The organism is Arthrobacter sp. Y3223151 (assembly GCF_059091125.1).
In genome coordinates, this window is record NZ_JBNHGI010000013.1 from 56,199 (window position 1) to 77,803 (window position 21,605).

A 21,605-nucleotide genomic window follows, 5' to 3' on the forward strand; every position below is an offset into this window, starting at 1 on the left:
AGATGCTGAAGGAGCAGTCAATGTCGACCGAACGCTACACGGGAGGAGCCCTCCTAGGCTCCGCTGTAAGGTCGCGCCCAGCGTGCCGATCACACGCATCGCACACCGTTAAGTCGAGCTTCGTCGTATCGGATTCAGCGGCGAGTGATGAAAACCGCGGGAATGGCTGAGATGGCGCCCACGGCATCGAAAGGCCCGTCGCCGGTACTGACGCTGAGCGGCCTGTCGAAGACGTTTCAGGGGCAGCGGGCCCTCCACGATGTTTCGCTCGAACTGCAACGCGGTGAGATCCATTGTCTGCTCGGACAGAACGGGTCTGGTAAGTCAACTCTGATCAAGGCTCTTGCGGGCTATCACGCGCCTGATCCTGGATGCGAAGCCACGATATTCGGTGAGCCCGTCGAGCTGGGTGGGCACTCGCCGTCGGCGGCTGGGCTGAGGTTCATTCATCAAGACCTGGGCCTACTCGACAGCCTGTCGGTCGCTGACAACATGTCCCTCGTGGGCGGCTACTCAGGTCGCTTCTGGATTTCAGACCGTCGGCATATTCGGGAAGCGCAAGCAATTCTCGATTCTTACGGCGTTGAGGTGAAGGCATCGGCGATGGTCGCGGAAATCGGTGTCGCGGCCCGAACCCTTGTCGCCATCGTTCGGGCCCTTCACTACGCCCCAAGCGAATCCATACTCGTGTTGGATGAGCCGACAGCCGCACTTGCGGAGTCCGACAAGCGGCGTCTCTTCGAATTGCTGCACGCAGTACGCGCGCGGGGACAGACGGTTCTATACGTGACTCACCACTTACAGGAGGTCTTCGAGCTGGCGGACCGGGTGACGGTCCTTCGCAACGGACGTGCTATCACTACATGCTCGGTCGCAGACCTCACTCCAGATTCGCTTGTGGAGTTGATCGTGGGAAAGAAGCTGGGCGCGCTTTACCCCGAGCATGACGAGTCACGAGGCGCGGCAGTTCTTGAGGTAGACGGTCTCAGCGGTAGCTCGGTGAGGGACCTCTCATTGTCCGTGCACGAAGGCGAAATCGTCGGCATCGTCGGGCTGATGGGCGGCGGCGCGGAGGACGTTCCTCATCTTCTCTTTGGCTCGCGGGAACGGTTGTCAGGCTCAGTCCGGATCGATGGCCGTGAAATCCGACCGAACTCACCCGCCGCATCGATTAAGGCGGGCATGGCTTTCAGCCCGGGCGAACGCAAGCGGCTTGCAGTGGTAGGCGACTGGTCGATTCGAGAGAACATCACGTTGCCGCGACTCGCAGGACGCGGGCCACTCAAGTGGCTGTCCCGTCGAGGCGAAACCAAAGACGTCAAGCCATACATTCGCGAGTACGAGGTGCAGCCTCCCGAGGCTGAGACGCGCCTCGCGTCCTTGAGTGGGGGTAATCAGCAGAAAGTGGTTATCGCACGCTGGATGCGCAGCGGCGCCCGCGTGTTCCTTCTCGAAGAGCCCACAGCCGGTGTCGACGTCGGTGCGAAGCGCGCCATTTATGACGCGATCATCAAAGCGGCCAACGAAGGCTCTGGGGTTCTTCTCGTGACCTCAGACTTCGAAGAAGCCACCTCTATGTGTGACCGGGTGCTCGTGCTACGGCAAGGTGTCCTGGGCGCGTCGGTGCCTCGTTCGGAGGCATCCTCAGACCGGCTTCTGGCCGAATCCATTGCCACCTCCAAAATGAAGGAACCCGTCGATGTCTGATGCCAACACAGATGTAATACCGTCTCGCACTAACACGTCTGCTGACGTCGACAGCGTGCCTACTGAACCGAAGCGATCACAACGTCTGCGCATGCCTGCGGGTTTGGGCAAGCTGAACGGCGTCATGCTGATCGCAGCGGTGGTCCTCATCTTCGGGCTCCTGATCCCTGAGACGTTCCTCACGCTGACCAATATGCGCTCAATCCTCGCTGCGCAGGCGATTGTCGCCATCGTCGCGATCGGGGTTCTGTTTCCCCTGGCCGCGGGCGCGTTCGATCTCTCCGCAGCCCAGAACCTTGGATTCAGTGCCGTTTTGTGTGGGTGGCTTCTTGAGAGGGGCGGCGTCCCTGTTGCCGTCGCGGTTCTCGCGACTTTGGCCGCTGGTGCCCTGATCGGAATGCTGAATGGCACGCTGGTGGCGGTCATCGGGATCAATAGTTTTATCGCAACCCTGGGGACGACGTCTCTTCTTCTGGCGGGGTCACAATTGCTCGCTGGTGGCTCGTTCCTAGGCCCGTTCGACACTCAGTTCCTAAACTTGACTTCCGGATCCATTTTCGGGCTCCCGTTTACTCTCATCTACGTCGCCGTGATCGCACTGGTTGCTTGGTATGCGCTTGAGCACTCGCCCGTCGGGCGTCGTTTGTATGCAACAGGTGCTAATGCCGATGCGGCGCGGTTGTCTGGCGTCGCCACATCTCGGACGGTGTTCGGAACAATGGTGGTGTCGGGCACTGTAGCGTCTGCAGCAGGCATTCTTCTCGCATCGACTCTGGGAGCGGTCAGCCAGACGATGGGCCCCGAGTATCTGTTGCCGGCATACTCTGCCGCTTTTTTGGGTACTGTGCTGCTCAAGGCTGGACGTTTTAGTGTGGGTGGCACGCTTCTCGCAATCCTTCTCTTGGGTACCGGTGTGCAAGGGTTACAGCTCATGGGTGGTCCCGTGTGGGTGATCGCTCTCTTCAACGGCGTCGCCCTCATCGTCTCTGTCGGCGCGGTCCTTGTCGTGCGGCGTATGCAGGAGCGACGGGCGGTGAAGAAGGCGGCACGTGGCGCGGTTTAACGCGCCTGGAAACCTCCACCCTTCAGCAGGTGGAGTCGGTCATGAAACGAGAGGTGAATTAGAATGGTTAGTCCCGAAGCAACCAAGTTGAACAATGATTTACGCGAAGCGAGCTCCGGTGCCACGCCACAGTTGCCACCGTCTGTCGAAGAGTTGCGCGCATTTCTAGAGACGATGGCATTCTACGGAACGCCGCGTGATGACGTATCGATCAGCGAGGTCGACATGGGTGGGCGCCGGGCGCTCAAACACGTTCCTGAGCACAAAGGCGAGCGTGTCGTCTTGCATCTACACGGAGGAGGACTCTCTCTGGGTTCGCCCGAGTCCCACAGCACGCTCGCGGCCCATCTGGCTGCGCACAGCCGCATGACTGTTTACAATCTGGACTTCCGGCTGGCGCCGGAGAACCCATACCCCGCCGCTCTGGAGGACACCGCAGCTGCGTTTTACTGGTTGCTTGACCAAGGGGTGCCAGCGGAGCATATTTTCCTCAGCGGGGACAGCGGTGGGGCCGCCTTGGCATTGACCACTTTGATCGAGCTTACGCAGGCAGGTCATCGTGCGGCGGGAGGGATCCTTATGTCGCCATGGGCGGACTTGACTCTTAGCTCAAGCTACTTCGACATCAACGCAGAAACTGACTATGCGTGCTCGAGACCGATGATGCTGCCGCTCCGCGACAATTACTGCCCGTCAGGTGACTTTGAGGATCCGCGGGTGTCTCCCGCAGCGACAGGAGACCTATCCGGGCTTCCGCCCCTAATAATCCAAGTCAGCGCTCAAGAAGTCCTCCTCGGAGACGCGAAACTTGTAGCCGATCGGGCCTCCGAAGCCGGCACTGACGTCACCTACCAGGAGTACGAGAGTGTTCCCCACGTGTTCCAGATGCACGCCGGAAATCTGCCGGAAGCGGATACTGCACTGAAAGCGATCGCCACCTGGGCGAGCCTCCAGGACTAACGGAAGCGCTTAACGTATTTACGGCGACCATTTGCGAAGCTTCCGTCTGATCTCGACCACTCGTGGGCGGCGCGCACTGCCCACGAGTGAAGAGTTCTGCGAGTGACCGGCGGAAACTATCCATGGAGGTCTGCAGGTTGCTTTGAATAGCTCACCACGCCTGGTCCGCGGCTCGGATCAGAATCTCATTGACTGCGACGCGTCGTGGGCTGGTGACGATGAAGCGAATAGTGCGGGCGATGTCCTCCGGCATCATGCGTTCGATGGCACCCACCTGTACCTCGAGGTCTTCTCGCAACTCCGTGCGGGTGTGACTTAAGAGTTCCGTATCAACGTTGCCGGGCTCAACGACGCTGACGCGAACACGATGCGGCTGCATCTCCCGGCGCAGGGCTTCGGAAAATGCGACGACGCCGGTCTTGGTCATGTTGTAAACCGCAGCTCCCGGTGACGCTACCCGGCCTGCCGTCGAGCTGACGTTGACGATGTCCGACACGTGACGCGGCTCGGACTGAGCCGACCGCGTCAAGTGCGGCTGTGCGCGTTGCGTTACGTAAAGGAGGCCGAGTTGGTTCACCTCGACCATCCGTTCCCATTCTCCTTCTGGGGCGTCAGCGACGGGACCGAGGAGCATCACACCAGCATTGTTGATGACGGTGTCCAGCCGGCCGAAGTGTTGCACCACGCTGTCCACGGCGGCGAATGCCGCGCCCCTGTTTGAGACGTCAGCCTCAATACAGAGCGCGTCACCGCCTCGACTTGCGATATTCCCGGCCAGCTGCTCGAGACGATCCCTACGACGCGCCACTAGGCCGACTGCAGCTCCCTCGTCGGCTAAAACAAGCGCCGTGGCTGCTCCGATGCCGCTGCTGGCACCGGTGACGAGGGCCACGGTTCCAAGCAAGCTTCGGGGTCCGACTGTCCACCGTTGGTCGTTCGTCACCATGAATCCCTCCCTTGTACGACGAGCGAAGAGTATTCCTCTTCAAGAGCAGCAAGCCAGGCCGGGTGGAGAGTTCTAGACCTAGGGCGGCTCCACGCGCGGTCAAGTTGACTGTGCAAAGCCGCGCAACTCCTGCAAGCTCGAATCCGAGTGGTAGTGCATGAACCGTCCTTTATCGAGCGCTATGGAGCTATTTTACCGACAAGAGAGCCGTATGAGCGACAACCACTCCCGCGTGGTCGAAGGGTGGGACGGACGCCTCTTCGAAGATTTCACCGTAGGCAACATTTACTACCACCCGTTCGGGAAATCCGAAATGCAGGCTGACAACCAGTGTTAGCGGCCATGAAAAACTGCCCATAGATGGCCACGAAAGTGCCCGCTGGCGGCCAGTAGAACTGCCCATTCGCGGCCATGAAATCTGCCCACTTCCTTACTGAACCGACCGCGTCTTAAGCAGATCCCTTAGACCGCGCATACCGTCGCGTTCGGCCTCCCGGGCACGGTCCCTGCGAACACTCCGATGGTCACGTTCGAAAACGGCCAGTACTCCGTGCCCGGCCAGGGCCCGCCCTGGCAGCCCGGCCATCATCGAGGAGCATTTCCCCGCCGGTCAGGAGAAAACACCCGGCGACTACACGCCCCGGGCCACGCACCGCGGGTGAGGCCGAGTTCCTGGCCATCGGCGACGGCGCCCGGACCTGGCTCCTGGAAGCCGCAGCCGCAGGTACCGCGCGGATGAACATGAAAATGACCGAAGCCGTCGCCCTGGCCAAGATCGCCGGCACCGCCGCGGTCGACCGGGCGCTGGGCCTGGCCGCCGTGAACGGCCGCTTCGCCCACGGCGACCTGGCTTCCATCCTCAATGCCGGCACCCGCGGAACCGCAACCCGGACCGCCGACGAAACCCGCTCCTTGACTCAAGGCACCGCCGCCTGGTCCGCCCTGGGCAGCACCGATACCAAGGAGACAGCCGAATGACGCTCACCACCCTGGCCCCTCCGCTGCCGGCAGACCTTGAGCAGCTCATGCGCCAGCTGAAAATGCCGCACGCCCGCGCGCTGGCACCGGAGCTGCTGGCCACCGCCAAGGCCCAACGCTGGGAACCGGTCACGGTGATCAGGGCGCTGTTCACCGAAAAAACAGCCGGACGCGCCCGCTCCATGCTCGCCAGCCGGCGCAAGGCCGCCGGCTTCCCGACCGGGAAAACCTTCGACGCCTGGGACCCCGGCGCTTCCTCGATCCCGGCCCGGACCCAGCAGGCCCTGCGCACCCTGGAATGGATCCACCGCAAGGAAAACCTGGTCGTCTGCGGCCCCTCCGGCACCGGGAAAACGTTCTTCCTCGAAGCCCTCGGCCAGCAGGCCGTCGAAGCCGGGATGCGCGTTGCCTGGTTCACGCTCGAAGACCTCGGCACCCTGATCCGGGCCCACCGCGCCGAGGACAGCGTCACGAAAGCCGTCACCCGGATCCTGCGCGCCGAACTCGTCATCATCGACGACATCGGCCTGCTTCCGGTAGCCACTGACGCCGCCGAAGGCCTCTACCGCGTCGTGGACGCCGCCTACGAAAAACGCTCCGTCGCGGTCTCCTCCAACCTGCACCCGGCCGGCTTCGATGAACTGATGCCCAAAACCCTCGCCACCGCCACCGTGGACCGGCTCCTGCACCACGCCCACGTCTGCCAGACCAACGGAGAATCCATCCGCCTCACCCAGGCCCTCGCCGGGAAAGGAGTCACAGCCCTCAACTAACTCGTACCGGTGACGGCCAGCCGCGGAACCACGACGTGGGCAGATTTGCTGGCCACCACCGGGCAGTTTAACTGGCCACCGGCGGGCACAATACCTGGCCGCTAATGGGCAGAAACCAATGGCCATTGACAAACCAGTCTTCTACGCTCGCGACGCAGAACGTTTTATGACGCACGTCGACGCGCACTTCGCAGCGGCAACAGAGTCTGGTCACCGCTCGTCAATTCGACTTTCGTCGCCGCTGTCGTGGCCGGTCAGTCGACAATGAATGTTTTCACTAACCTCGGATGGGACGAGGTGCGGCTTTCGCATCCGGTATTCGAGGGCGACACAATCTACTCACGCTCTAAATTGCTGAGCCTACGCGAGTCGGATTCCCGTCCTGCGGTCGGGATCGTCAATGTAGCAACGCAGGGCTTTAACCAGGACGGGAAGATTGTCGTGAGATATAGGCGCACCCTCACGGCCTATAAGAAAGGTTTCCTCCCCGGCCGTGATTCGGTCCAGCCCTCGGAGGAAACGCTGCCGGACGTTTCCACCGACTCATGACCGGTGTTACTGGCGCCTCGTCGGCGCTGTTCGTTCCTGGCCATCGTGACGATCGCTTCGGTCAGGCTGCCGCCTCCGGCGCCGGCTTCGTAATCCTCGACCTTGAGGACGCGGTCGGCGCGGAAGAAAAAGAAAGTGCACGTGATGCGGTCCTTCAGGCGCTCACGGCCGAATCTGGTTCCGCACCGCGGAGCGCATTAACAGTCTGGATGAAAATGGCGGCGCAGCAGGCCCTGTCGCCGCTCTGGTGAGGATGACGCGCACCGACTCGTAATGGGCGCGTTCTCGATGGCAGGCCAAGCGCTCCTGAGAGCGTGGCGGTGAGTCCGACTTCACCGCCTTGATCGCCATCGTCCGCGAGATCGGCGTCTTCGCGGCGATCTGCCACGTCGGCGCACCCTCGAAGCTAACCTCTTGATGGAAGAACGACTTCATAGCGGTAGGGTCGCCGCACGCCGCGACCCTGCCCATCAAACCCTGCAACTGATGGCTCCTGAGCACACGGACGAATTTCATGGAACGCGATCAACTGCCCCTGTCGGAGTGGACGATCGTGCCGGCCGGGTCTCGCACGGCGATCGCGTTCCGCAACGCTGAGGCCGCCAGCGACGCCTTCATCCGCGGCGATCGAGTAAGTCACAATCTGCCGGGAGTAGCAGTCCTTGATTGCACACAAGTAGAGTTTGACCTCGCCTGTGTGGTGCTCGGCGGTGGCAGCTCCTGCGCAAGATGCTCGGGCGAATGTCGGTCAGCCATTTCTCGTTCGGCCTGGAGGCGGATAAGTCGCGACCGGGCCGGCCGTGGGCGGTCAACGGTTGCAGCAGGTCGCCATGCATCGGCGGGCCTGGCTGGCCCTGGCTTGTGGTTCAGGCCACCCCGAACCCTGCACGCTAACGCGACCGCGACCGGCACCCTGATGCGGGCGCCGGTCTCGGCCATTTCTCGGACGAGCGGGAAGACCACATTCCCCGCAGTTCGATCCGATGCTGCGGGGATGACGAGGTCAGTCGCTTCCCTGCGCCAGCAGTGACTCTCGATGCTCCACCCACGCTTGGGCGGGCTTCGTCGGGTGATCGGCGTTCATGCCGCCGTCCGCGACGAATTCCGACCCGGTGGAGTATCCACTTTCGTCGGACGCCAAGAACAGCATCATGTTGGCGATGTCGTCCGGCTGCCCCCACCGACGCAGAGGCAGGGACCAGTCCGTGGGCGAGCTGTCCAGCGCGCCCGGACCGAACCAGGAGGCCGCATCCGCGGACATTTGCGTAGCGACTCCGCCCGGCAACACCACGTTCACGCGGATGCCGAACGGTCCCAGTTCGATTGCCGAACTCTTCGTGAGTCCGGCCAACGCGTGCTTGGAAGCGGCGTACGCGGTGGCACCGGGCGCTCCGCGGACACTGTTGGTAGACCCGATGTTGACGATCGACCCGCCTCCCGCGCCGCGCATCGGACCGAAGACGGCCTTTGTGCCCAGCCATGGCCCCATGACGTTGACCGCAAGGTGAGCGACCAGCTCATCTTTCGGCATTTGGTCGATGGTGTTGTACCTCGCGATACCAGCATTGTTCACCAGCACGGTAGGGGCGCCGTAGCGATCGACCGTGGTGGCGACAGCCGTCGCCCAGTCGTCCTCATTCGAGACGTCGAGGTGGACGTAGGCGGCATTTTCTCCGATGTCTGCCGCTACCGCGCGGCCCACATCATCGAGCATGTCGGCGATCACGACCTTGGCGCCTTCCGCGGCGAACAACCGCGCTCCTGCCTCGCCCATCCCCCGAGCTCCACCTGTGATGATGGCGACCTTTCCATCCAAACGATTTCCCATTGAGAGTCCTTTCAGTTCGTTTCTCGTCGTCTGACACGTCGGGCAGACTCGACAACAAGTGTTGGCGGTGGTAACTGCTCAGCCAGCTGACGTCACTTCACCGATACGGAGACAGGGAGCGCAACCAACTGGTTCACCACGCCGCTGGCGCCGCGCTGCACCTCACCGTCCATCGCCAAGACGACTGCGCGCGCATGCAGCTCCTCCAAGAGAATTCGGAGCTCGAGCTTCGCCAGGTGGTGTCCGGGACACCGGTGTGGCCCAGCGCTGAACGTCAAGCCCGAACCACCGACACTTGCGGCAGGTTTTGCGTCTGCGCGGAACGGATCGAACGTGTTCGGGCGAGGGAAAGCCGCTGGGTCGCGGTTCGCAGCGGCAAGGCTCACCACCAGCGTGTCTCCTTCGCGAATGGCCTGCCCGTTCAACTCGGTGTCACGCGTAGCGACCCGGGCGAAGTTCATCGCAGGCGTGATGTATCGAAGGAACTCATCGACCAGCGCGTCCGCCCTACCTTCGTCAAGTGCCCGGGCGGCCGCAGCCGCCACCTCGGGGTCCGAAGCGAGTAGATGTCCGATATGAGCCATAGTGGTGTCTGTCGTCTCGGCGCCCGCATTGAGCAACGCGGACAAGTACATCTGATATTCAACCGGGCCGATCTCCCCAGCCTCCAATGCCTGGACAAGGACGGTAGACATGTCATCAGCCGGGTTTTGAAGTTTTTCCTGACCCAGACGCGCCAGATAGTCGCCGACCTTCATCAGCTCGTTTGCGATGCTCGCACCCCCGTCCCGCGCGCTCTGAGCCGCGAAGATGTCGCGGCTGGCGGTGACGATGTACTGCCTCTCGTCTCGCGGGACTCCCAGGATGCGGGCAATTACCAAGGGCGGGATGACATGGCAGACATCATCGATCCAGTCGAATCGCTCTCGCTGCAGCGTGTCGTCTAGCGTCTCAACAACGCACTCGCGGATCCAAGCGTCGAAGTTAGCCACGATGCGGGGGCCGAAGGATTTGGTAGCGGTTCGACGTACGGGACTATGCTTCGGAGGGTCCATGAACAGAATGTGCTTGCTCAACGGCTCTTCTCGCGTTGGATTCGGGAGCGGATAAACGGCGCCGAAGCTGGACGAGAACCGATCAGGATCCTGCAACACCTCCACCGCCTCGTCGTACCGCGTGACTACCCAGAATCCGTCGGACAGGGTGCCAGCATCAGCGTGTTGCCATGGGAGCCCTGGCATTTCGCGCATGCGGTCATACGCCTCGTATGGCACGCCTGCCTTGAAGGTCTCGGGATCGGCCAGATCCGGGATCCAGGAGACGTCGGAAATGGTTGTCATAGAGGCATCGTCACCTTGGTAGTTTTGACATTTACGAACGATCGCTAGAGTGACACGCGTCACCCGTATTGGTCAATGACCTGGCTGTCCATAGGCGTCGTGAGAGCGATGAGTGACGGGAAGCGTGCTGTGAATGGAGGTGTCAGCCTGCCCGGAGAACACCTGTCTTGGCCGCCGCCGCGGCATCTGTCTCGGAGATTGAGGCATTACTGGCTGGGGCGCCGGATGACCAAACGGGGGACCAGTCGCTCGACGAAGTCATCGCCCGCAGCTCACGCCGCTCTGACCACCGCAGCCCGGTCCACCCGGCGAGCCAGACCGCGTGGGCGAGTGCCGAGTGGGTGCGGCAGTCTGCTTGCGGCGATTATGGACGCCGAGTTGTTGCGGTCCGGCACGGCGCATAGGCGGGCGATTGGCTTCGGTGCCAAGCTGTTCATCCGCCCTTCTCAGGTTGGCCCCGTCGATGAGGTGTTCGGTCCCACGGAGGAGGAGGTCCGGTGGGCGTGGTCGGTGCTGAACGTGCTGGGTCACGGGGGCGGGGTGATCGACGGACACGTGATTGACGACCCCGTGGTGACCCGGGCGCAGGTGCTGCCGGAGAGGGTGGCGAACGCGTACGCGACGCATGCGAAATAGTCTTCCTCATCGGTCTGTATCTATCGCCCGCTCAAATGCTCGCGTAAGGTGCGTCACATGCATTTGTCCGAGATCGAACTCTCCGTCCGCGACCTGCTCGAGCTGCAAGCGATCCAGGAGGTCATGCAGAGGTACGGGCGCGCCGTCGATCACCGACGCCGACTTGATGGCCTCGATCTTCTGAATGGAGGGCGTCGACAGCCACGGCATGTACGACGGGGACGCCGCCGGCTTCTTCGAGCGCGCGCTCAACGCGCTCAACGCGCGCAACGACGCCGCACGTGCACGTCACCACAACATAGGAGCCCCGCGGATCCCGTCCCGCGAGGTGGACCAGGCCAAAATGGAGACGTACTTCGTCTTCGTCGGTGTCTACGGGGCCGGGCCCAACGACATCCTCGGGACGGTCGAGCACGACACGATCGGGTTCAACTCGGGTCGCTGCCGCGACCTGTTCGTGAAGCTTGACGGCACCTGGCGAGTGCTGAAGCGAGTCACGATCTACGACTGGGCCCGGGCCAGCGTCTATGAGCCGGCGTGGGACTTCTTCAGGATCCCGCCCGGCATCAACGAGGCGCGATCGAGCCGCGCGACGCCACCTACGACACAGAATGGTAGGCCCTGAAGTGACTTGGACGAACATCGCCGGCGACGCCCTCGTGCGTCGTATTATCCGCCCCTAAAAGCACCACGCCCCCACCGCCGATGCCGCGGCTCGGCATCTTCCGACACTCTAAGGACATGATCATGGACACAGACCCCCGCCAGCTCTTCCTCGACAGCATGCTCAGCGGCGACGTCGAGACGAGCGTGAGCTTCATTCATCCAGATTGCGTCATCAGGCATCCTCCGGGCGTCTCCTACGGAGGTGACATCTTCGGTCCGGAGGGGTATCGAGGCCTGCTGGACGCGCTCTTCGGATCGTTCGACCTCGAGCTGGAGAAGACGGAGTCGATGATGGCAGACGACTACCTGATCGTACGGTTCTGGGCCACGATGACGTACAAGGCGACAGGCAGGTCGACGTCAATGACCGTGGCCGAGTTCTATCGGTTCGAGGATGGGCTGGTCATCGAGGGGGACAATTACTACAAGTCTCCCGAGGACGTCAGGGCGCTGATGGACGGCGTCACGACGTGAACGCGATCGCCGTTCACTCCTCAGGCCACATCTTCGTGAAGTTCGAGCTGCGGAACCTGCACGAGTGCCGCGTCGCGTTCGCCATGGACGCTCCGCGAAGGGGCCAGCGGTGTGGTCAACCAAGCTGACCGCGCTTCCGTGACGGTCGCGGTTGGCTGATGCCGGCCACGGTCGAGACCGATCGGCGCGCTAACCGATGACGTCGGGCCTGCTCGTGGGCGCGGCAGAGATAAAGACAGGCACAAGCGTAAGGAATGTTCGATGACTCAGATGTCAACTGTGGTGTTCGTCAAGGGCGGGGACCGTCGAGAGGTCGAGGCGCCGGTTGGACTGTCGGCGATGCGAGTGGCGACCGACAATCTCATCGGTGGGATCATCGGTGAGTGGAGGCGACCTGTCATGCGCCACCTGCCATGTGTTTGTTGACCCGGAATGGTTCGGCCGCTTAACGCCCCCGAGTGACGACGAGCTGGACATGTTGGAGGCGACCTCGGAGGAGCCCACCGAGCACAGTCGTCTGAGCTGTCAGGTCTTCTGCACGGCCGAGACCGACGGGATCGTCCTCGAGATCCCCGAGTCCCATTGAATGTGGACAGTCGACCCGCCTCCGTGCTGAGGACATGTATGAGCGCTTCGACATCGCTGTGCGGTGCGGCGTCGGTGTCGAGCGCATCGATCGCGAGCGCAAGCAGGTCGTGCTGGCAGACGGCCAGCAGGTGTCCTACCACGCACTCTCCGGCGAGTCGGCCCGGGTGAGGGCAGACGTGACCGCTCTGCGCGGCGACCGCATAATGCCGGAATTCCATTGCGTGCTGCCGAACGACCACGAATCTGCGGTCGACTGCTGCGTGCGCGGCGAATAGTGCGTGGGTGGTCGTGGGCAGCTTGTCAGAGGACGTGGGGTGACCGAACATCGGGAACGTGCCCGTCGCTTGCCGTCCGCGGACGCTCGCCCGGAGGACGGTGCCATCCCGCCGGGACGCCTCTCTGTATGGCTCGTTCGACGTAGATGGAGTTAAAAGGCTGCTCGTTCTTTGGGGTGTTGTGCGCTCAGGGTCGAACAAAGCCCCGCACCGATCCGCCTACAGCTCAGAACGCGCCCGGCTCCGCGCATGATGGTTGCCACGGCGGAATAGTGCATCTCTGTGGTGCATTCCGCGATCAAGCAACCGATGGCGTCCCGCAGGTAGACCTCGATGCCTTCTCCCACACGCGTTCGAAAAGGAAGTGACGTGGCGGTCGCCTGACGTTGCGTTAATGCCCCAGTGCTGTGCCGGATCACGGGCGTGTGTCACGTCTCGGTTTCGTCGGTGAGCTTGTGAGATTCGACGGCTATTGCGGACGGCCAGCGGCCGTCGGTGACCGCGGTCCGGACAAGACGCAGCACTTCAGTTGCGACCGCGCGCACGGCTGGGGGAGTGGTGCCGGTTCGGGGGAGTGCAAGGCTGACCGAGCGCACAATCTCTGGGTTGCGAATCGGTGCCGCGCAGAGCCGGCCGGCCGCCACTTCATCGGCAATACCAGCAGCAGGAAGGATCGTCCATCCGTGGCCGGCGCGTACCAACTCAGTCTGCAGCGACATGGTGTTGGCCTGAGCGGTGATTCGCGGCTCGACGTCGCACGCGATGCGGGCCTCATCGATCAGGAGGCGCAGACCGTGCTCGCCTGCGATCGGCATGATGAACGGTTGCTCAAACACGGCCGACAGGTCGATCGGCCGGTCGGCTCGAAGTTTTGAGTCAGGCGGTGCCACAGCCCAGAGTTGGTCCCGTAGGAGCGGGTGCACCCTGACCGACTGAGAGGTGGTCAGGTTATAGACAAGTGACATGTCCAGGTCGCCGGCATCGAGCCATGTCTGCAAGTGTCCGGAATAAGCTGTCGCGAGTCGAAGCTCGATGCCAGGATGCTGGGCGGCCACTGCCGTGACCAGATCGCCGGCTAGCAGGTGCTCGACCGATCCGAGGATGCCCACCGTGACAATTCCGGTGACCTCTGCTTGCTCTGGACGGATCTCGGCCCGGGCTCGCTCGAGTTCGCCGAAAATTCGGCGAGCTCGAGCGACGAGCCTCGCCCCGACAGGTGTCACACGCATCCCTTCGGGCCTGCGATCGAACAGCCGGACACCGAGCTCCTGCTCGAGCGCTGCGATCTGCCGCGATACCGCGGGCTGGACGACGTGAAGGAGTTGCGCGGCACGCGTCACGCTTCCCGATTCGGCAACAGTGACGAGAGCGAGCAACTGCTTGAGGTCCACCTCGGCCTCCAGACATGCGGGCCCCTGATGGGGCTATGCGGAAATAGTATTCGACCTTCAGGTCTATACCTGTCCATGATAGCCACATGAGTCTTGACAGCGAATGGGCCGAATGGATTGGCCGCACCACGACCAGTCAGGCCGTGCTAGACCCATCCCCCGCCAACCGACTGGCCGTGACTCTGGATCGGGAGCCTGACTTCGAGGTCGGCCGTTCGCTCCCCCCGGCCTGGCACTGGCTCTACTTCCATGAGCTCGTCGCTGCCTCCGGCCTCGGGGTCGACGGGCACCCAAGGCCAGGGATCATGATGCCGCCGTTGCTTCCACCACGCAGAATGTGGGCCTCGGGGAAAATTGAGTTCATCGCGCCTCTCGAGCTGGGACAGAGCGTTACGCGATCCAGCGTCATTCGGTCGGTCGTGCCGAAGGACGGGCGAACCGGCCGGCTGGTTTTCGTGACTGTTGATCACACGCTCCAGGTCGGGGGCGAGAGCATGGTCCGGGAGGAGCAGGTCATCGTTTACCGCGAGCCCGCGGCTCCGGCGGGCGGGGTCAGTCCGAGTGCACCGGTCGACGCAGATTTCAGCGACAAGTGGCAGCTCGACGCTCCGGCGCTTTTTCGCTACTCGGCACTGACTTTCAATTCCCACCGCATCCACTATGACGCTGACTACGCTCGCGATGTCGAGGGCTACCCGGCCTTGGTGGTCCACGGGCCGCTGCTTGTCACGTTGCTCCTGGACGCGGCCGGGCGCCGAGATATCGACATCGCCAACGTTCGATACCGGGCGGTCTCTCCCGTATTCCTACCTGAGGAGTTCACCGTGAACGGCCGGCGCGATGACCATGAGCTCGCGCTCTGGGCGACTTCCGCTTCCGGTCATCTAGCCATGGATGCCACCGCCACTATCCGACAGGAGATCAATCGATGACAGAGTTGTCCCACGACGAAGCAGAGGTTCTCGACCTCGTCCGGAGGTGGGTTGACCGTGCGGTCCGACCCGTGGTCCACGAGCTTGAGCATGCGAATACGTATCCCGAGGACCTCATCGAACAGATGAAGGCAATGGGTATCTATGGTCTCGCGATCCCGGAGCCTTGGGGCGACGCGGCTGTCAGCACGCCCTGCTATGCGGCGGTAACCGCAGAGCTCGCGCGGGGATGGATGAGCCTTGCCGGGGCGATGGGCGGGCACACCGTGGTCGCGAAGCTCCTGCTGGCTTACGGCACGCAGGAGCAGAAGGACAAGTACCTTCCCAAGATGGCGACCGGAGAGATCCGTGCCACTATGGCCTTGACAGAGCCCGGTGGTGGATCCGACCTGCAGGCCATGCGCACCATCGCGCGCAGGGTCGGCGATGAGTACGTCGTCAACGGCTCCAAGACCTGGATTTCGAATGCGCGCCGGTCACAACTCGTGGCGTTGCTCTGCCGCACCGATCCCGAAGCCCAGCCGGCTCATCGCGGTATCAGCATCCTGTTGGTGGAGAAGGGGCCCGGCTTCGAGGTGTCGCGTGATCTCCCGAAACTCGGTTACAAGGGTGTCGAGGCATGTGAACTCATGTTCGATGACTTCCACACTCCTGCCACGTCACTGCTCGGGACGATGGAAGGGCAAGGGTTTGCGCAGATGATGCGTGGACTTGAGGTCGGACGCATCCAGGTCGCGAGCCGGGCTGTTGGAGTCGGCCAGGCCGCGCTCGACGACGCGGTGAAGTATGCGCAGGAACGCGAATCATTCGGCCAGCCGATTTGGAAGCACCAATCTATCGGCAACTACATCGCCGACATGGCCACAGAACTGGAGGCCGCGCGGCAGCTTGTGATGCACGCCGCGAGGCAGTATGACATCGGCCGGGCGGACAAGGAAGCCGGCATGGCGAAGCTGTTCGCCTCGGAAGCGGCGATGAGGATTGCCCTTAACGCCGTACGGATTCACGGCGGTTACGGCTACTCCACCGAATACGACGTCGAACGCTACTTCCGTGATGCCCCGCTGATGATCGTCGGCGAAGGTACCAACGAAATCCTGCGCGGCGTCATCGCGCGCCAAATCGTACAAGGTTCCCCGCGCTAGCGCGCCCGAAGAGAGACACAAGCACCGTGCAACCACTTGAAGGAATCACCGTCGTCTCGCTCGAGCAAGCTGTCGCCGCGCCCTTTGCGACGCGGCAACTCGCTGACCTCGGGGCCCGGGTAATTAAGGTTGAGCGACCGGATACCGGCGATTTCGCGCGCCAGTATGACCGCTCTGTCCACGGGGAGTCCAGTTATTTCGTATGGCTGAACCGCGGTAAGGAAAGCATCGAGCTCGACGTCAAGAATCCTGACGACAGGGCTGTGCTCGGTCGCATCATTGATTTTGCCGATGTGCTGGTGCAGAACCTCGTTCCGGGCGCGGCAGAGCGCCTCGGGTTGGATGCCGCGACCTTGCGTGCACGCCACCCGAAGCTCATTCACTGCTCTATATCTGGGTACGGCTCGTCCGGCCCCTACCGCAGTAAGAAGGCGTATGACCTCCTCGTCCAGTGCGAGGCAGGGCTCGTCTCAGTCACAGGCACGCCCGATGAGTATGCGAAGGTGGGCGTGTCGATTGCCGACGTGGCAACCGGAATGTATGCGTACACCGGCATCCTGACGGCTCTGTACGAGCGAGAACGCGCAGGAACCGGCAGCACGCTGGAGGTTGCGATGCTCGACGCGTTGGGCGAGTGGATGACTCAGCCGACCTACTACACCGTGTACGGCGGACAGCCATGGCATCGGACCGGCGCGCGACATGCAACGATCGCTCCGTACGGGCCGTACCGCGCGGGCGACGGCGCGGAGGTGTTCCTCGGGGTCCAGAATGATCGGGAGTGGGCGGTGCTCTGCCGCAAGCTCATCGGGCGGCCCGAACTGATCGAAGACGCGAGGTTCGCCCATAATCCCGAACGGCTCGAGAATACCCACTTGATTACCGAGCTGATCGAATCCGCAATCGTCGCGATGGCCGCCGACGAGGTCGTCGAACAGCTGGATTCCCTGGGAATCGCGTGCGCTCGTTTGCGGACGCCCCTCGAATTCTTCGATCACCCGCAGCTGAAAGCCCGCGACCGATGGCGGTCGGTCGACACGATGGGCGGACCGGTGCAGGCGCTGTTGCCGGCGGTCACAGTGGAGGGTCGTGAGGCCCCGATGGGGCCGGTGCCCGCCCTGGGTGAGCACAACGCGAGCCTCCGCGCCGAATTCCATCCGGATGTCCAATCCGCGGGCGCCGTATGAGCCGGCAAGCGCGTCTGACACCGCGCCACCTCGAGGTCGCGCGCACCTTCCTGTTCGTTCCAGGTTCGCGACCGGAGCGGTTTGACAAGGCTGTTGCCAGTAGCGCCGACGTCGTCATTCTTGACCTGGAGGACGCTGTCGCACCCGAGGACAAAGATAGGGCGCGGGTCGAGGTAGCCAACTGGCTGGCCGCTGGGGGTCGAGCCGCTGTGCGCGTGAACGGGCCTGACACGGAATGGTTCCGGCAGGACTTGGCTGTGGCGGAATCGGCCGGCGCAGTCATCTTACCGAAGGTCGAGGACCCGTGTGACGTCGACGAGCTCGAACTCGGCGGGGCATCTGTGATCGCACTCCTCGAGACGCCAAAGGGTGTGCTCAATGCCGAGAGCATCTGTGCGCGCCCGGGCGTTGTCCGTGCGGCTTTTGGGAATGTCGACTTCGCCGCCCATCTTGGGGTTGATCCCGGCTCGGTGACCGCGTTAGCGCACGCACGCTCACACATCGTCTATGCGTCGAGCGCGACGGGGTGCGCCGCGCCCATCGACGGCGTCACGACAGCAATCAAAGACATCGGCCAGCTTCGATCCGATGCGATGCACGCACGCGAGCTCGGGTTTCGGGCCAAGCTGCTGATCCACCCCGCACAGGTAGGGCCGGTCGAGGGTGTCTTCCGGCCGACGGACGAAGAGATCCGGTGGGCACGCAATGTCCTCGGATCGGTGTCGAGCGGGCTGGGGGTCGTCGATGGGCATATGATCGACGAACCCGTAATCACGCGAGCGCGGGCTCTGGTCGCCCAAGCGGCTGAGAGGGTCGCATCGAATCGCGTCGATTCCTGAGCGGACCCAGCTCTATATAGCGCACGTTCAGCCTTTTCGGTATGATGTGATCATGAGCCTTTCTGACACGGAACTCCTTGAACTGCGCAAGCTGTTGGACGTACAAGCGATCCAAGAGGTGATGCTCCGCTACGGTCGAGCTGTCGATCGAGCCGATGCCGACCTGATGAGCACCATCTTCTGGCCTGAAGGTGTCGATAACCACGGTATGTATGACGGCGATGCGGCCGGGTTTTTCGAGCGTGCTCTCAACGCACGCAGTGACAAGAGTCGGGCGCGTCACCACCTCATCGGCACCCCACGCATTTTGTCGCGGGACGGCGACCGTGCCCAGGTAGAGACTTACTTCATCTTCGCGGGAGTTTACGGCGCTGGGCCGAATGATAATCTTGGCATCGTCGACCATGACACAGTCGGTTTCAACGCGGGTCGCTACGAAGATCTATTTGAGAAGCGCGACGGCGAATGGAAGGTTCTTCGCCGCCTGACCATATATGACTGGAGCTATTCGAGTCGGTACGAGCCTGCATGGGAGTTCTTCAAGATCCCCGCCGGGATCAACCGCGGAGCAATAGCGCCGCACGATGCTTCGTACGACAGTGAGTAGTAAGCGTGCGGAGAGGCATCAGGTCCTTGGATACAACGTTGTGGCGTCGATGTTTCATTCTGCTGAGTTCTCCTCTCCGCTCGGGTCGAAGGTAGTGTGTCGATTCCCGTGTTCCTGAGCAGGTAGGACGAGCCTTTGAGAGGGATGACGTCCGAGTGGTGAACGATGCGGTCGATCACCGCGACTGCGACGCCTTGGTCGCCGAACACATCACGCGGCGATGTGGAAGTGGTGTACGTCTGAAGTGCTCGATCGTTTCCGGGTCGGGAACTCAACTTCAATCCGCAGCTGGGCGCCGGAGGCATCTCGGGCGTTGACTTCCCGTACCGACACCGCTGTTAAATACTCTTCATGCGACCAGCCACTATCGCGGGCCTGGACCGCGAGCCGGCCGCGGCGTCACGAACCCGTGATGCTTTCAGCACCCGCGCCCAGTAATCGATCTGCTTGCTGACCTCCGGAGTGGTCATAACAGCCACCTCCCCGGTGCTGAACTCGAAACCGAACGCGGTGTCGTAATCGGCTATGTCTCGCGCAGCAGCACGTCGGTTTCAGTCGGTGGCGTCGATGGGTTCTTGAACGTTTCGCGCAGCCTGAGCATGCGAAGGATCGAAGGTCGTTAGAGCGTCGTCCGAGGAGCGGCCTGGTCGTCGGCGACGGCCCGCCCGTCGCAAGCACCAGCATCGTTGCGAGAGTCCCATGAACAAGGGGACGGCATCCGCGTGACGTTTGCCGCGGCCAATGCCGGGCCACGTTGTCAGATCGGCTGGCGCGGGACCCGGGCGGGTTGTTGGATCAGCTGCCACGGCCCGAGCAGCAGATCCGCCGTCTTGGGCGTGGGGATCATCCGGCCCGTGATGTACTTCGAGTGTGCGGTCGTGATGACCAGCGCCGGTAGCAGCATTGCCGTTCCGTCCTCGAGCGGGATCTTCCGCGGCGGGAACCATCGCATTGCGCAGCGTCGTCAGGCTCCCAGGGCAGGTGGTACCGTTGTGCTTTTGCTCTGCGTGTTCGTTCGTCGGGGTCCGGTATTCGTCCCGAGGTTTGGGGGCGGACTCGGTGGGGCCGGCGTCTGTGGGCGTGGTCAGTGTCCGACCCACGTCGGTTGGCGTTTCTCGGCGAAGGCGGTGGCGCCTTCGCGGGCGTCGGTGGAGGCCAGCAATCGTGCCATCTCTTCGTCTTGGCGTTTCCACAGGGCTCGGTCATCGTGGGAGTCGGCCCCTGCCGCTGCGTGCATCATTGCTTTCGTCACTGCCACCGCAAGTGGTGCGTTGGCCGCGATGCGGCCGGCGAGTTCGAGGGCTGCGGGCAGCACTTTGGCAGGCGGTGCGACTTCGTTGACCAGGCCCCACTGAACTGCTTCGCGTGCGGTCAGGGGTTGGCCGGTGCATGCAACATGAAGTGCGACTTTGAGCGGTACCTGGCGGGGGAGTCGGATTGTTCCGCCCGCTGCGGCGTAGAGTCCTCTTGTCACCTCGGGCAGGCCGATCAATGCGTCCTCGGACATTACCGCGAGGTCGCATGCCAGGACGATTTCGGCGCCGCCGCCCATCGCGTGCCCGTTGACGGCGGCGATCAGGGGCATCGAGACCGGGTGCTGCACGAGCCCGGCGAATCCCCATTCGGGGTGTCCGGGGGCGGTCAGGGGCTGACCGGCGGCGATGCCCTTGAGGTCGGCCCCGGCGCAGAAGGCCGGTCCCTCTCCCGTGACGACGACTGCGCGCACGGCAGGATCTGCTTCGGCCTCCTCGAGAGCTTCGCCGACCGCGAGCGACAGGCGGGCGTTGACGGCGTTGCGGGCGTGTGGCCGCCGGAGAGTTACGAGTGCGACGCCGTCCGAGACCTCGTAGGTGGCCGCCGGGTCCGTGCTCACGTCGGTCCTTGCCAGTTGCGCACTCATCGCGCCGCCATCCGTATGGCCCCGTCGAGCCGTATGACCTCACCGTTTAGCATGGGGTTGCGGATGATCGCGTTTACCAGGTCAGCGTACTCGTCCGGGAGGCCGAGCCGCGGCGGGAACGGCACCGAGGCGCCGAGTTCGTCTCGCACAGTCTGTGGCAGTTGGCCCAGCAGGGGTGTCTCGAAAAGGCCTGGCGCGATGGTTACCGTGCGGATTGCCGCATCCGCAAGCTCGCGGGCGATCGGGAGCGTCATGCCCGCGATCGCGGCCTTGGACGCCGAGTAGGCGGCCTGGCCGACCTGGCCGTCGAATGCAGCGACCGAGGCGGTGTTGATGATGATGCCGCGCTCCTCGCCCTTGAGCTCGTTGCCGCTCATCGCGTGCGCGGCCAACCGGATCACGTTGAACGTACCGAAGAGATTGATCCTGATCACACGCTCGAACCGCTCGAGCGCCAGGGGTCCGCTCCTGCTCACGACCCGGCCGGGGTCGCCGATCCCTGCGCAGTTGACCACGACCGCCAGATCGGCGTCCCGGTTGGCCACCGCGACGGCACGCTGGACCGCGTCGGAGTCACAGACGTCCGCAACCACAAACTCGATCTGTGGCTGGTGCTCTGCTGCGCGTTGCACCGCAGGTTCGAGATCGAGCGCGACCACTCGCATGCCGTCGGCGGCGAGGCGCAGTGCCGTGGCAAGTCCAAGTCCCGACGCACCTCCCGTGACCAGCGCTGTGCGTTCCTTTACGTCCATGTCATGCTCCTTTCACTTCGCGGCGGTCCGCAAAGGGGCACCGCGTCCTGTGCCGTCGCGCTTGTCGCG

The 21,605-nt window shown here is 63.0% G+C and carries 24 protein-coding genes and 2 pseudogenes; 17 read left to right on the top strand and 9 right to left on the bottom strand.

The features are described 5' to 3' along the window. The first annotated feature begins 162 nt into the window (after positions 1-162). The 3 genes from AC5RUP_RS14990 (at position 163) to AC5RUP_RS15000 (ending at position 3,730) form a co-directional block, all read left to right on the top strand. Positions 163-1,707, top strand: a complete 1,545-nt coding sequence (locus tag AC5RUP_RS14990; protein ID WP_494153019.1) for a sugar ABC transporter ATP-binding protein — start codon at positions 163-165, stop codon at positions 1,705-1,707. Continuing rightward, positions 1,700-2,770 (top strand): ABC transporter permease, encoded by a 1,071-nt coding sequence (locus AC5RUP_RS14995; protein ID WP_494153018.1) that lies wholly within the window; start codon positions 1,700-1,702, stop codon positions 2,768-2,770. The genes AC5RUP_RS14990 and AC5RUP_RS14995 overlap by 8 nt, the downstream gene beginning before the upstream one ends. Positions 2,771-2,833: 63 nt before the next feature. Next, complete coding sequence (locus AC5RUP_RS15000) at positions 2,834-3,730, top strand: alpha/beta hydrolase (protein ID WP_494153017.1); 897 nt, start codon at positions 2,834-2,836, stop codon at positions 3,728-3,730. 151 nt (positions 3,731-3,881) lie between these two features. On the opposite strand, the gene AC5RUP_RS15005 is transcribed toward AC5RUP_RS15000, so the two are convergent. After that, a complete protein-coding gene (locus AC5RUP_RS15005; RefSeq protein WP_494153016.1) occupies positions 3,882-4,622 on the bottom strand; it encodes an SDR family NAD(P)-dependent oxidoreductase in 741 nt (246 codons plus the stop codon). Positions 4,623-4,887: 265 nt separating this feature from the next. On the opposite strand from AC5RUP_RS15005, the gene AC5RUP_RS15010 reads away from it, so the two are divergent. The 5 genes and pseudogenes from AC5RUP_RS15010 to AC5RUP_RS15030 all read left to right on the top strand — a co-directional run bounded on the left by AC5RUP_RS15010 (position 4,888) and on the right by AC5RUP_RS15030 (position 7,227). Continuing rightward, positions 4,888-5,013: a hypothetical protein gene (locus AC5RUP_RS15010; protein WP_494153015.1), complete on the top strand. Its 126-nt coding sequence runs from the start codon at positions 4,888-4,890 to the stop codon at positions 5,011-5,013. Between the two features lie 129 nt (positions 5,014-5,142). Then, a pseudogene (locus tag AC5RUP_RS15015) lies at positions 5,143-5,654 on the top strand (hypothetical protein); the annotation flags it as partial. Further along, entirely contained in the window at positions 5,651-6,427 is a 777-nt protein-coding gene (gene istB / locus AC5RUP_RS15020; RefSeq protein WP_494153014.1) for an IS21-like element helper ATPase IstB, read from the top strand. The pseudogene AC5RUP_RS15015 and the gene istB, both read left to right, overlap by 4 nt. A gap of 264 nt (positions 6,428-6,691) precedes the next feature. Continuing rightward, positions 6,692-6,976, top strand: coding sequence for a hotdog family protein (locus tag AC5RUP_RS15025; protein ID WP_494153013.1), 285 nt, complete (start codon positions 6,692-6,694; stop codon positions 6,974-6,976). Next, positions 6,973-7,227, top strand: a complete 255-nt coding sequence (locus AC5RUP_RS15030; RefSeq protein ID WP_494153012.1) for an aldolase/citrate lyase family protein — start codon at positions 6,973-6,975, stop codon at positions 7,225-7,227. The genes AC5RUP_RS15025 and AC5RUP_RS15030 overlap by 4 nt, the downstream gene beginning before the upstream one ends. A 169-nt stretch (positions 7,228-7,396) precedes the next feature. Here the strand turns inward: AC5RUP_RS15030 and AC5RUP_RS15035 are convergent. The 3 genes and pseudogenes from AC5RUP_RS15035 to AC5RUP_RS15045 form a co-directional block, all read right to left on the bottom strand. After that, positions 7,397-7,821: pseudogene (locus tag AC5RUP_RS15035) on the bottom strand (DDE-type integrase/transposase/recombinase); the annotation flags it as partial. Between the two features lie 158 nt (positions 7,822-7,979). After that, positions 7,980-8,804 (bottom strand): SDR family NAD(P)-dependent oxidoreductase, encoded by an 825-nt coding sequence (locus AC5RUP_RS15040; protein WP_494153011.1) that lies wholly within the window; start codon positions 8,802-8,804, stop codon positions 7,980-7,982. Between the two features lie 92 nt (positions 8,805-8,896). Further along, a complete protein-coding gene (locus AC5RUP_RS15045; RefSeq protein WP_494153010.1) occupies positions 8,897-10,144 on the bottom strand; it encodes a cytochrome P450 in 1,248 nt (415 codons plus the stop codon). Positions 10,145-10,510: 366 nt separating this feature from the next. Between AC5RUP_RS15045 and AC5RUP_RS15050 the strand changes: the two genes are divergently transcribed. From AC5RUP_RS15050 to AC5RUP_RS15065, 4 genes are all read left to right on the top strand, one after another. Then, positions 10,511-10,780 carry a hypothetical protein gene (locus AC5RUP_RS15050; RefSeq protein WP_494153009.1) on the top strand — a complete coding sequence of 90 codons (270 nt, stop codon included), beginning with the start codon at positions 10,511-10,513 and terminating at the stop codon, positions 10,778-10,780. Between the two features lie 184 nt (positions 10,781-10,964). Further along, positions 10,965-11,405 (top strand): hypothetical protein, encoded by a 441-nt coding sequence (locus AC5RUP_RS15055; RefSeq protein ID WP_494153008.1) that lies wholly within the window; start codon positions 10,965-10,967, stop codon positions 11,403-11,405. A 116-nt stretch (positions 11,406-11,521) separates the two neighbouring features. Beyond that, complete coding sequence (locus tag AC5RUP_RS15060; protein WP_494158711.1) at positions 11,522-11,920, top strand: nuclear transport factor 2 family protein; 399 nt, start codon at positions 11,522-11,524, stop codon at positions 11,918-11,920. Positions 11,921-12,540: 620 nt separating this feature from the next. Continuing rightward, positions 12,541-12,783: a hypothetical protein gene (locus AC5RUP_RS15065; RefSeq protein ID WP_494153006.1), complete on the top strand. Its 243-nt coding sequence runs from the start codon at positions 12,541-12,543 to the stop codon at positions 12,781-12,783. A gap of 428 nt (positions 12,784-13,211) precedes the next feature. On the opposite strand, the gene AC5RUP_RS15070 is transcribed toward AC5RUP_RS15065, so the two are convergent. Further along, positions 13,212-14,174 carry a LysR family transcriptional regulator gene (locus AC5RUP_RS15070; protein WP_494153005.1) on the bottom strand — a complete coding sequence of 321 codons (963 nt, stop codon included), beginning with the start codon at positions 14,172-14,174 and terminating at the stop codon, positions 13,212-13,214. 86 nt (positions 14,175-14,260) lie between these two features. On the opposite strand from AC5RUP_RS15070, the gene AC5RUP_RS15075 reads away from it, so the two are divergent. From AC5RUP_RS15075 to AC5RUP_RS15095, 5 genes are read left to right on the top strand one after another with little or no spacing between them, the layout of a single operon-like run. Next, positions 14,261-15,106: an HTD2 family dehydratase gene (locus AC5RUP_RS15075; RefSeq protein ID WP_494153004.1), complete on the top strand. Its 846-nt coding sequence runs from the start codon at positions 14,261-14,263 to the stop codon at positions 15,104-15,106. After that, positions 15,103-16,251, top strand: coding sequence for an acyl-CoA dehydrogenase family protein (locus AC5RUP_RS15080; protein ID WP_494153003.1), 1,149 nt, complete (start codon positions 15,103-15,105; stop codon positions 16,249-16,251). The genes AC5RUP_RS15075 and AC5RUP_RS15080 overlap by 4 nt, the downstream gene beginning before the upstream one ends. Before the next feature lie 26 nt (positions 16,252-16,277). After that, the gene (locus tag AC5RUP_RS15085; RefSeq protein ID WP_494153002.1) at positions 16,278-17,438 is read left to right on the top strand and encodes a CaiB/BaiF CoA transferase family protein; all 1,161 of its coding nucleotides are present in this window, start codon (positions 16,278-16,280) and stop codon (positions 17,436-17,438) included. Next, positions 17,435-18,277, top strand: coding sequence for an HpcH/HpaI aldolase/citrate lyase family protein (locus AC5RUP_RS15090; protein ID WP_494153001.1), 843 nt, complete (start codon positions 17,435-17,437; stop codon positions 18,275-18,277). Before AC5RUP_RS15085 ends, AC5RUP_RS15090 begins: the two co-directional genes overlap by 4 nt. A 52-nt stretch (positions 18,278-18,329) precedes the next feature. Beyond that, positions 18,330-18,884 (top strand): nuclear transport factor 2 family protein, encoded by a 555-nt coding sequence (locus AC5RUP_RS15095; RefSeq protein WP_494153000.1) that lies wholly within the window; start codon positions 18,330-18,332, stop codon positions 18,882-18,884. Here AC5RUP_RS15095 and AC5RUP_RS15100 read toward each other — a convergent pair. From AC5RUP_RS15100 to AC5RUP_RS15115, 4 genes are all read right to left on the bottom strand, one after another. Continuing rightward, the gene (locus AC5RUP_RS15100) at positions 18,782-19,189 is read right to left on the bottom strand and encodes an ATP-binding protein (RefSeq protein ID WP_494152999.1); all 408 of its coding nucleotides are present in this window, start codon (positions 19,187-19,189) and stop codon (positions 18,782-18,784) included. The genes AC5RUP_RS15095 and AC5RUP_RS15100 overlap by 103 nt on opposite strands. Positions 19,190-19,641: 452 nt before the next feature. Beyond that, the gene (locus AC5RUP_RS15105; protein ID WP_494158712.1) at positions 19,642-19,788 is read right to left on the bottom strand and encodes a hypothetical protein; all 147 of its coding nucleotides are present in this window, start codon (positions 19,786-19,788) and stop codon (positions 19,642-19,644) included. Between the two features lie 180 nt (positions 19,789-19,968). Next, positions 19,969-20,757 carry a crotonase/enoyl-CoA hydratase family protein gene (locus AC5RUP_RS15110; RefSeq protein WP_494152997.1) on the bottom strand — a complete coding sequence of 263 codons (789 nt, stop codon included), beginning with the start codon at positions 20,755-20,757 and terminating at the stop codon, positions 19,969-19,971. Positions 20,758-20,780: 23 nt separating this feature from the next. Next, on the bottom strand, positions 20,781-21,536 hold the full coding sequence (locus tag AC5RUP_RS15115) for an SDR family NAD(P)-dependent oxidoreductase (protein ID WP_494152996.1): 756 nt from the start codon (positions 21,534-21,536) through the stop codon (positions 20,781-20,783). Positions 21,537-21,605: the final 69 nt, after the last annotated feature.

Bases quoted from the DNA above. Each gene is read 5' to 3' on its own strand.
- AC5RUP_RS15030 (WP_494153012.1), top strand. From the start codon at position 6,973: ATGACCGGTGTTACTGGCGCCTCGTCGGCGCTGTTCGTTCCTGGCCAT.
- AC5RUP_RS15060 (WP_494158711.1), top strand. From the start codon at position 11,522: ATGATCATGGACACAGACCCCCGCCAGCTCTTCCTCGACAGCATGCTC.
- AC5RUP_RS14995 (WP_494153018.1), top strand. From the start codon at position 1,700: ATGTCTGATGCCAACACAGATGTAATACCGTCTCGCACTAACACGTCT.
- AC5RUP_RS15075 (WP_494153004.1), top strand. From the start codon at position 14,261: ATGAGTCTTGACAGCGAATGGGCCGAATGGATTGGCCGCACCACGACC.
- AC5RUP_RS15055 (WP_494153008.1), top strand. From the start codon at position 10,965: ATGGAGGGCGTCGACAGCCACGGCATGTACGACGGGGACGCCGCCGGC.
- AC5RUP_RS15025 (WP_494153013.1), top strand. From the start codon at position 6,692: ATGAATGTTTTCACTAACCTCGGATGGGACGAGGTGCGGCTTTCGCAT.
- AC5RUP_RS15010 (WP_494153015.1), top strand. From the start codon at position 4,888: ATGAGCGACAACCACTCCCGCGTGGTCGAAGGGTGGGACGGACGCCTC.
- AC5RUP_RS15050 (WP_494153009.1), top strand. From the start codon at position 10,511: ATGGACGCCGAGTTGTTGCGGTCCGGCACGGCGCATAGGCGGGCGATT.
- AC5RUP_RS15000 (WP_494153017.1), top strand. From the start codon at position 2,834: ATGGTTAGTCCCGAAGCAACCAAGTTGAACAATGATTTACGCGAAGCG.
- istB (WP_494153014.1), top strand. From the start codon at position 5,651: ATGACGCTCACCACCCTGGCCCCTCCGCTGCCGGCAGACCTTGAGCAG.
- AC5RUP_RS15100 (WP_494152999.1), bottom strand. From the start codon at position 19,189: ATGCCTCCGGCGCCCAGCTGCGGATTGAAGTTGAGTTCCCGACCCGGA.
- AC5RUP_RS15065 (WP_494153006.1), top strand. From the start codon at position 12,541: ATGTATGAGCGCTTCGACATCGCTGTGCGGTGCGGCGTCGGTGTCGAG.
- AC5RUP_RS15105 (WP_494158712.1), bottom strand. From the start codon at position 19,788: ATGCTGCTACCGGCGCTGGTCATCACGACCGCACACTCGAAGTACATC.
- AC5RUP_RS14990 (WP_494153019.1), top strand. From the start codon at position 163: ATGGCTGAGATGGCGCCCACGGCATCGAAAGGCCCGTCGCCGGTACTG.
- AC5RUP_RS15080 (WP_494153003.1), top strand. From the start codon at position 15,103: ATGACAGAGTTGTCCCACGACGAAGCAGAGGTTCTCGACCTCGTCCGG.
- AC5RUP_RS15090 (WP_494153001.1), top strand. From the start codon at position 17,435: ATGAGCCGGCAAGCGCGTCTGACACCGCGCCACCTCGAGGTCGCGCGC.
- AC5RUP_RS15095 (WP_494153000.1), top strand. From the start codon at position 18,330: ATGAGCCTTTCTGACACGGAACTCCTTGAACTGCGCAAGCTGTTGGAC.
- AC5RUP_RS15045 (WP_494153010.1), bottom strand. From the start codon at position 10,144: ATGACAACCATTTCCGACGTCTCCTGGATCCCGGATCTGGCCGATCCC.
- AC5RUP_RS15040 (WP_494153011.1), bottom strand. From the start codon at position 8,804: ATGGGAAATCGTTTGGATGGAAAGGTCGCCATCATCACAGGTGGAGCT.
- AC5RUP_RS15115 (WP_494152996.1), bottom strand. From the start codon at position 21,536: ATGGACGTAAAGGAACGCACAGCGCTGGTCACGGGAGGTGCGTCGGGA.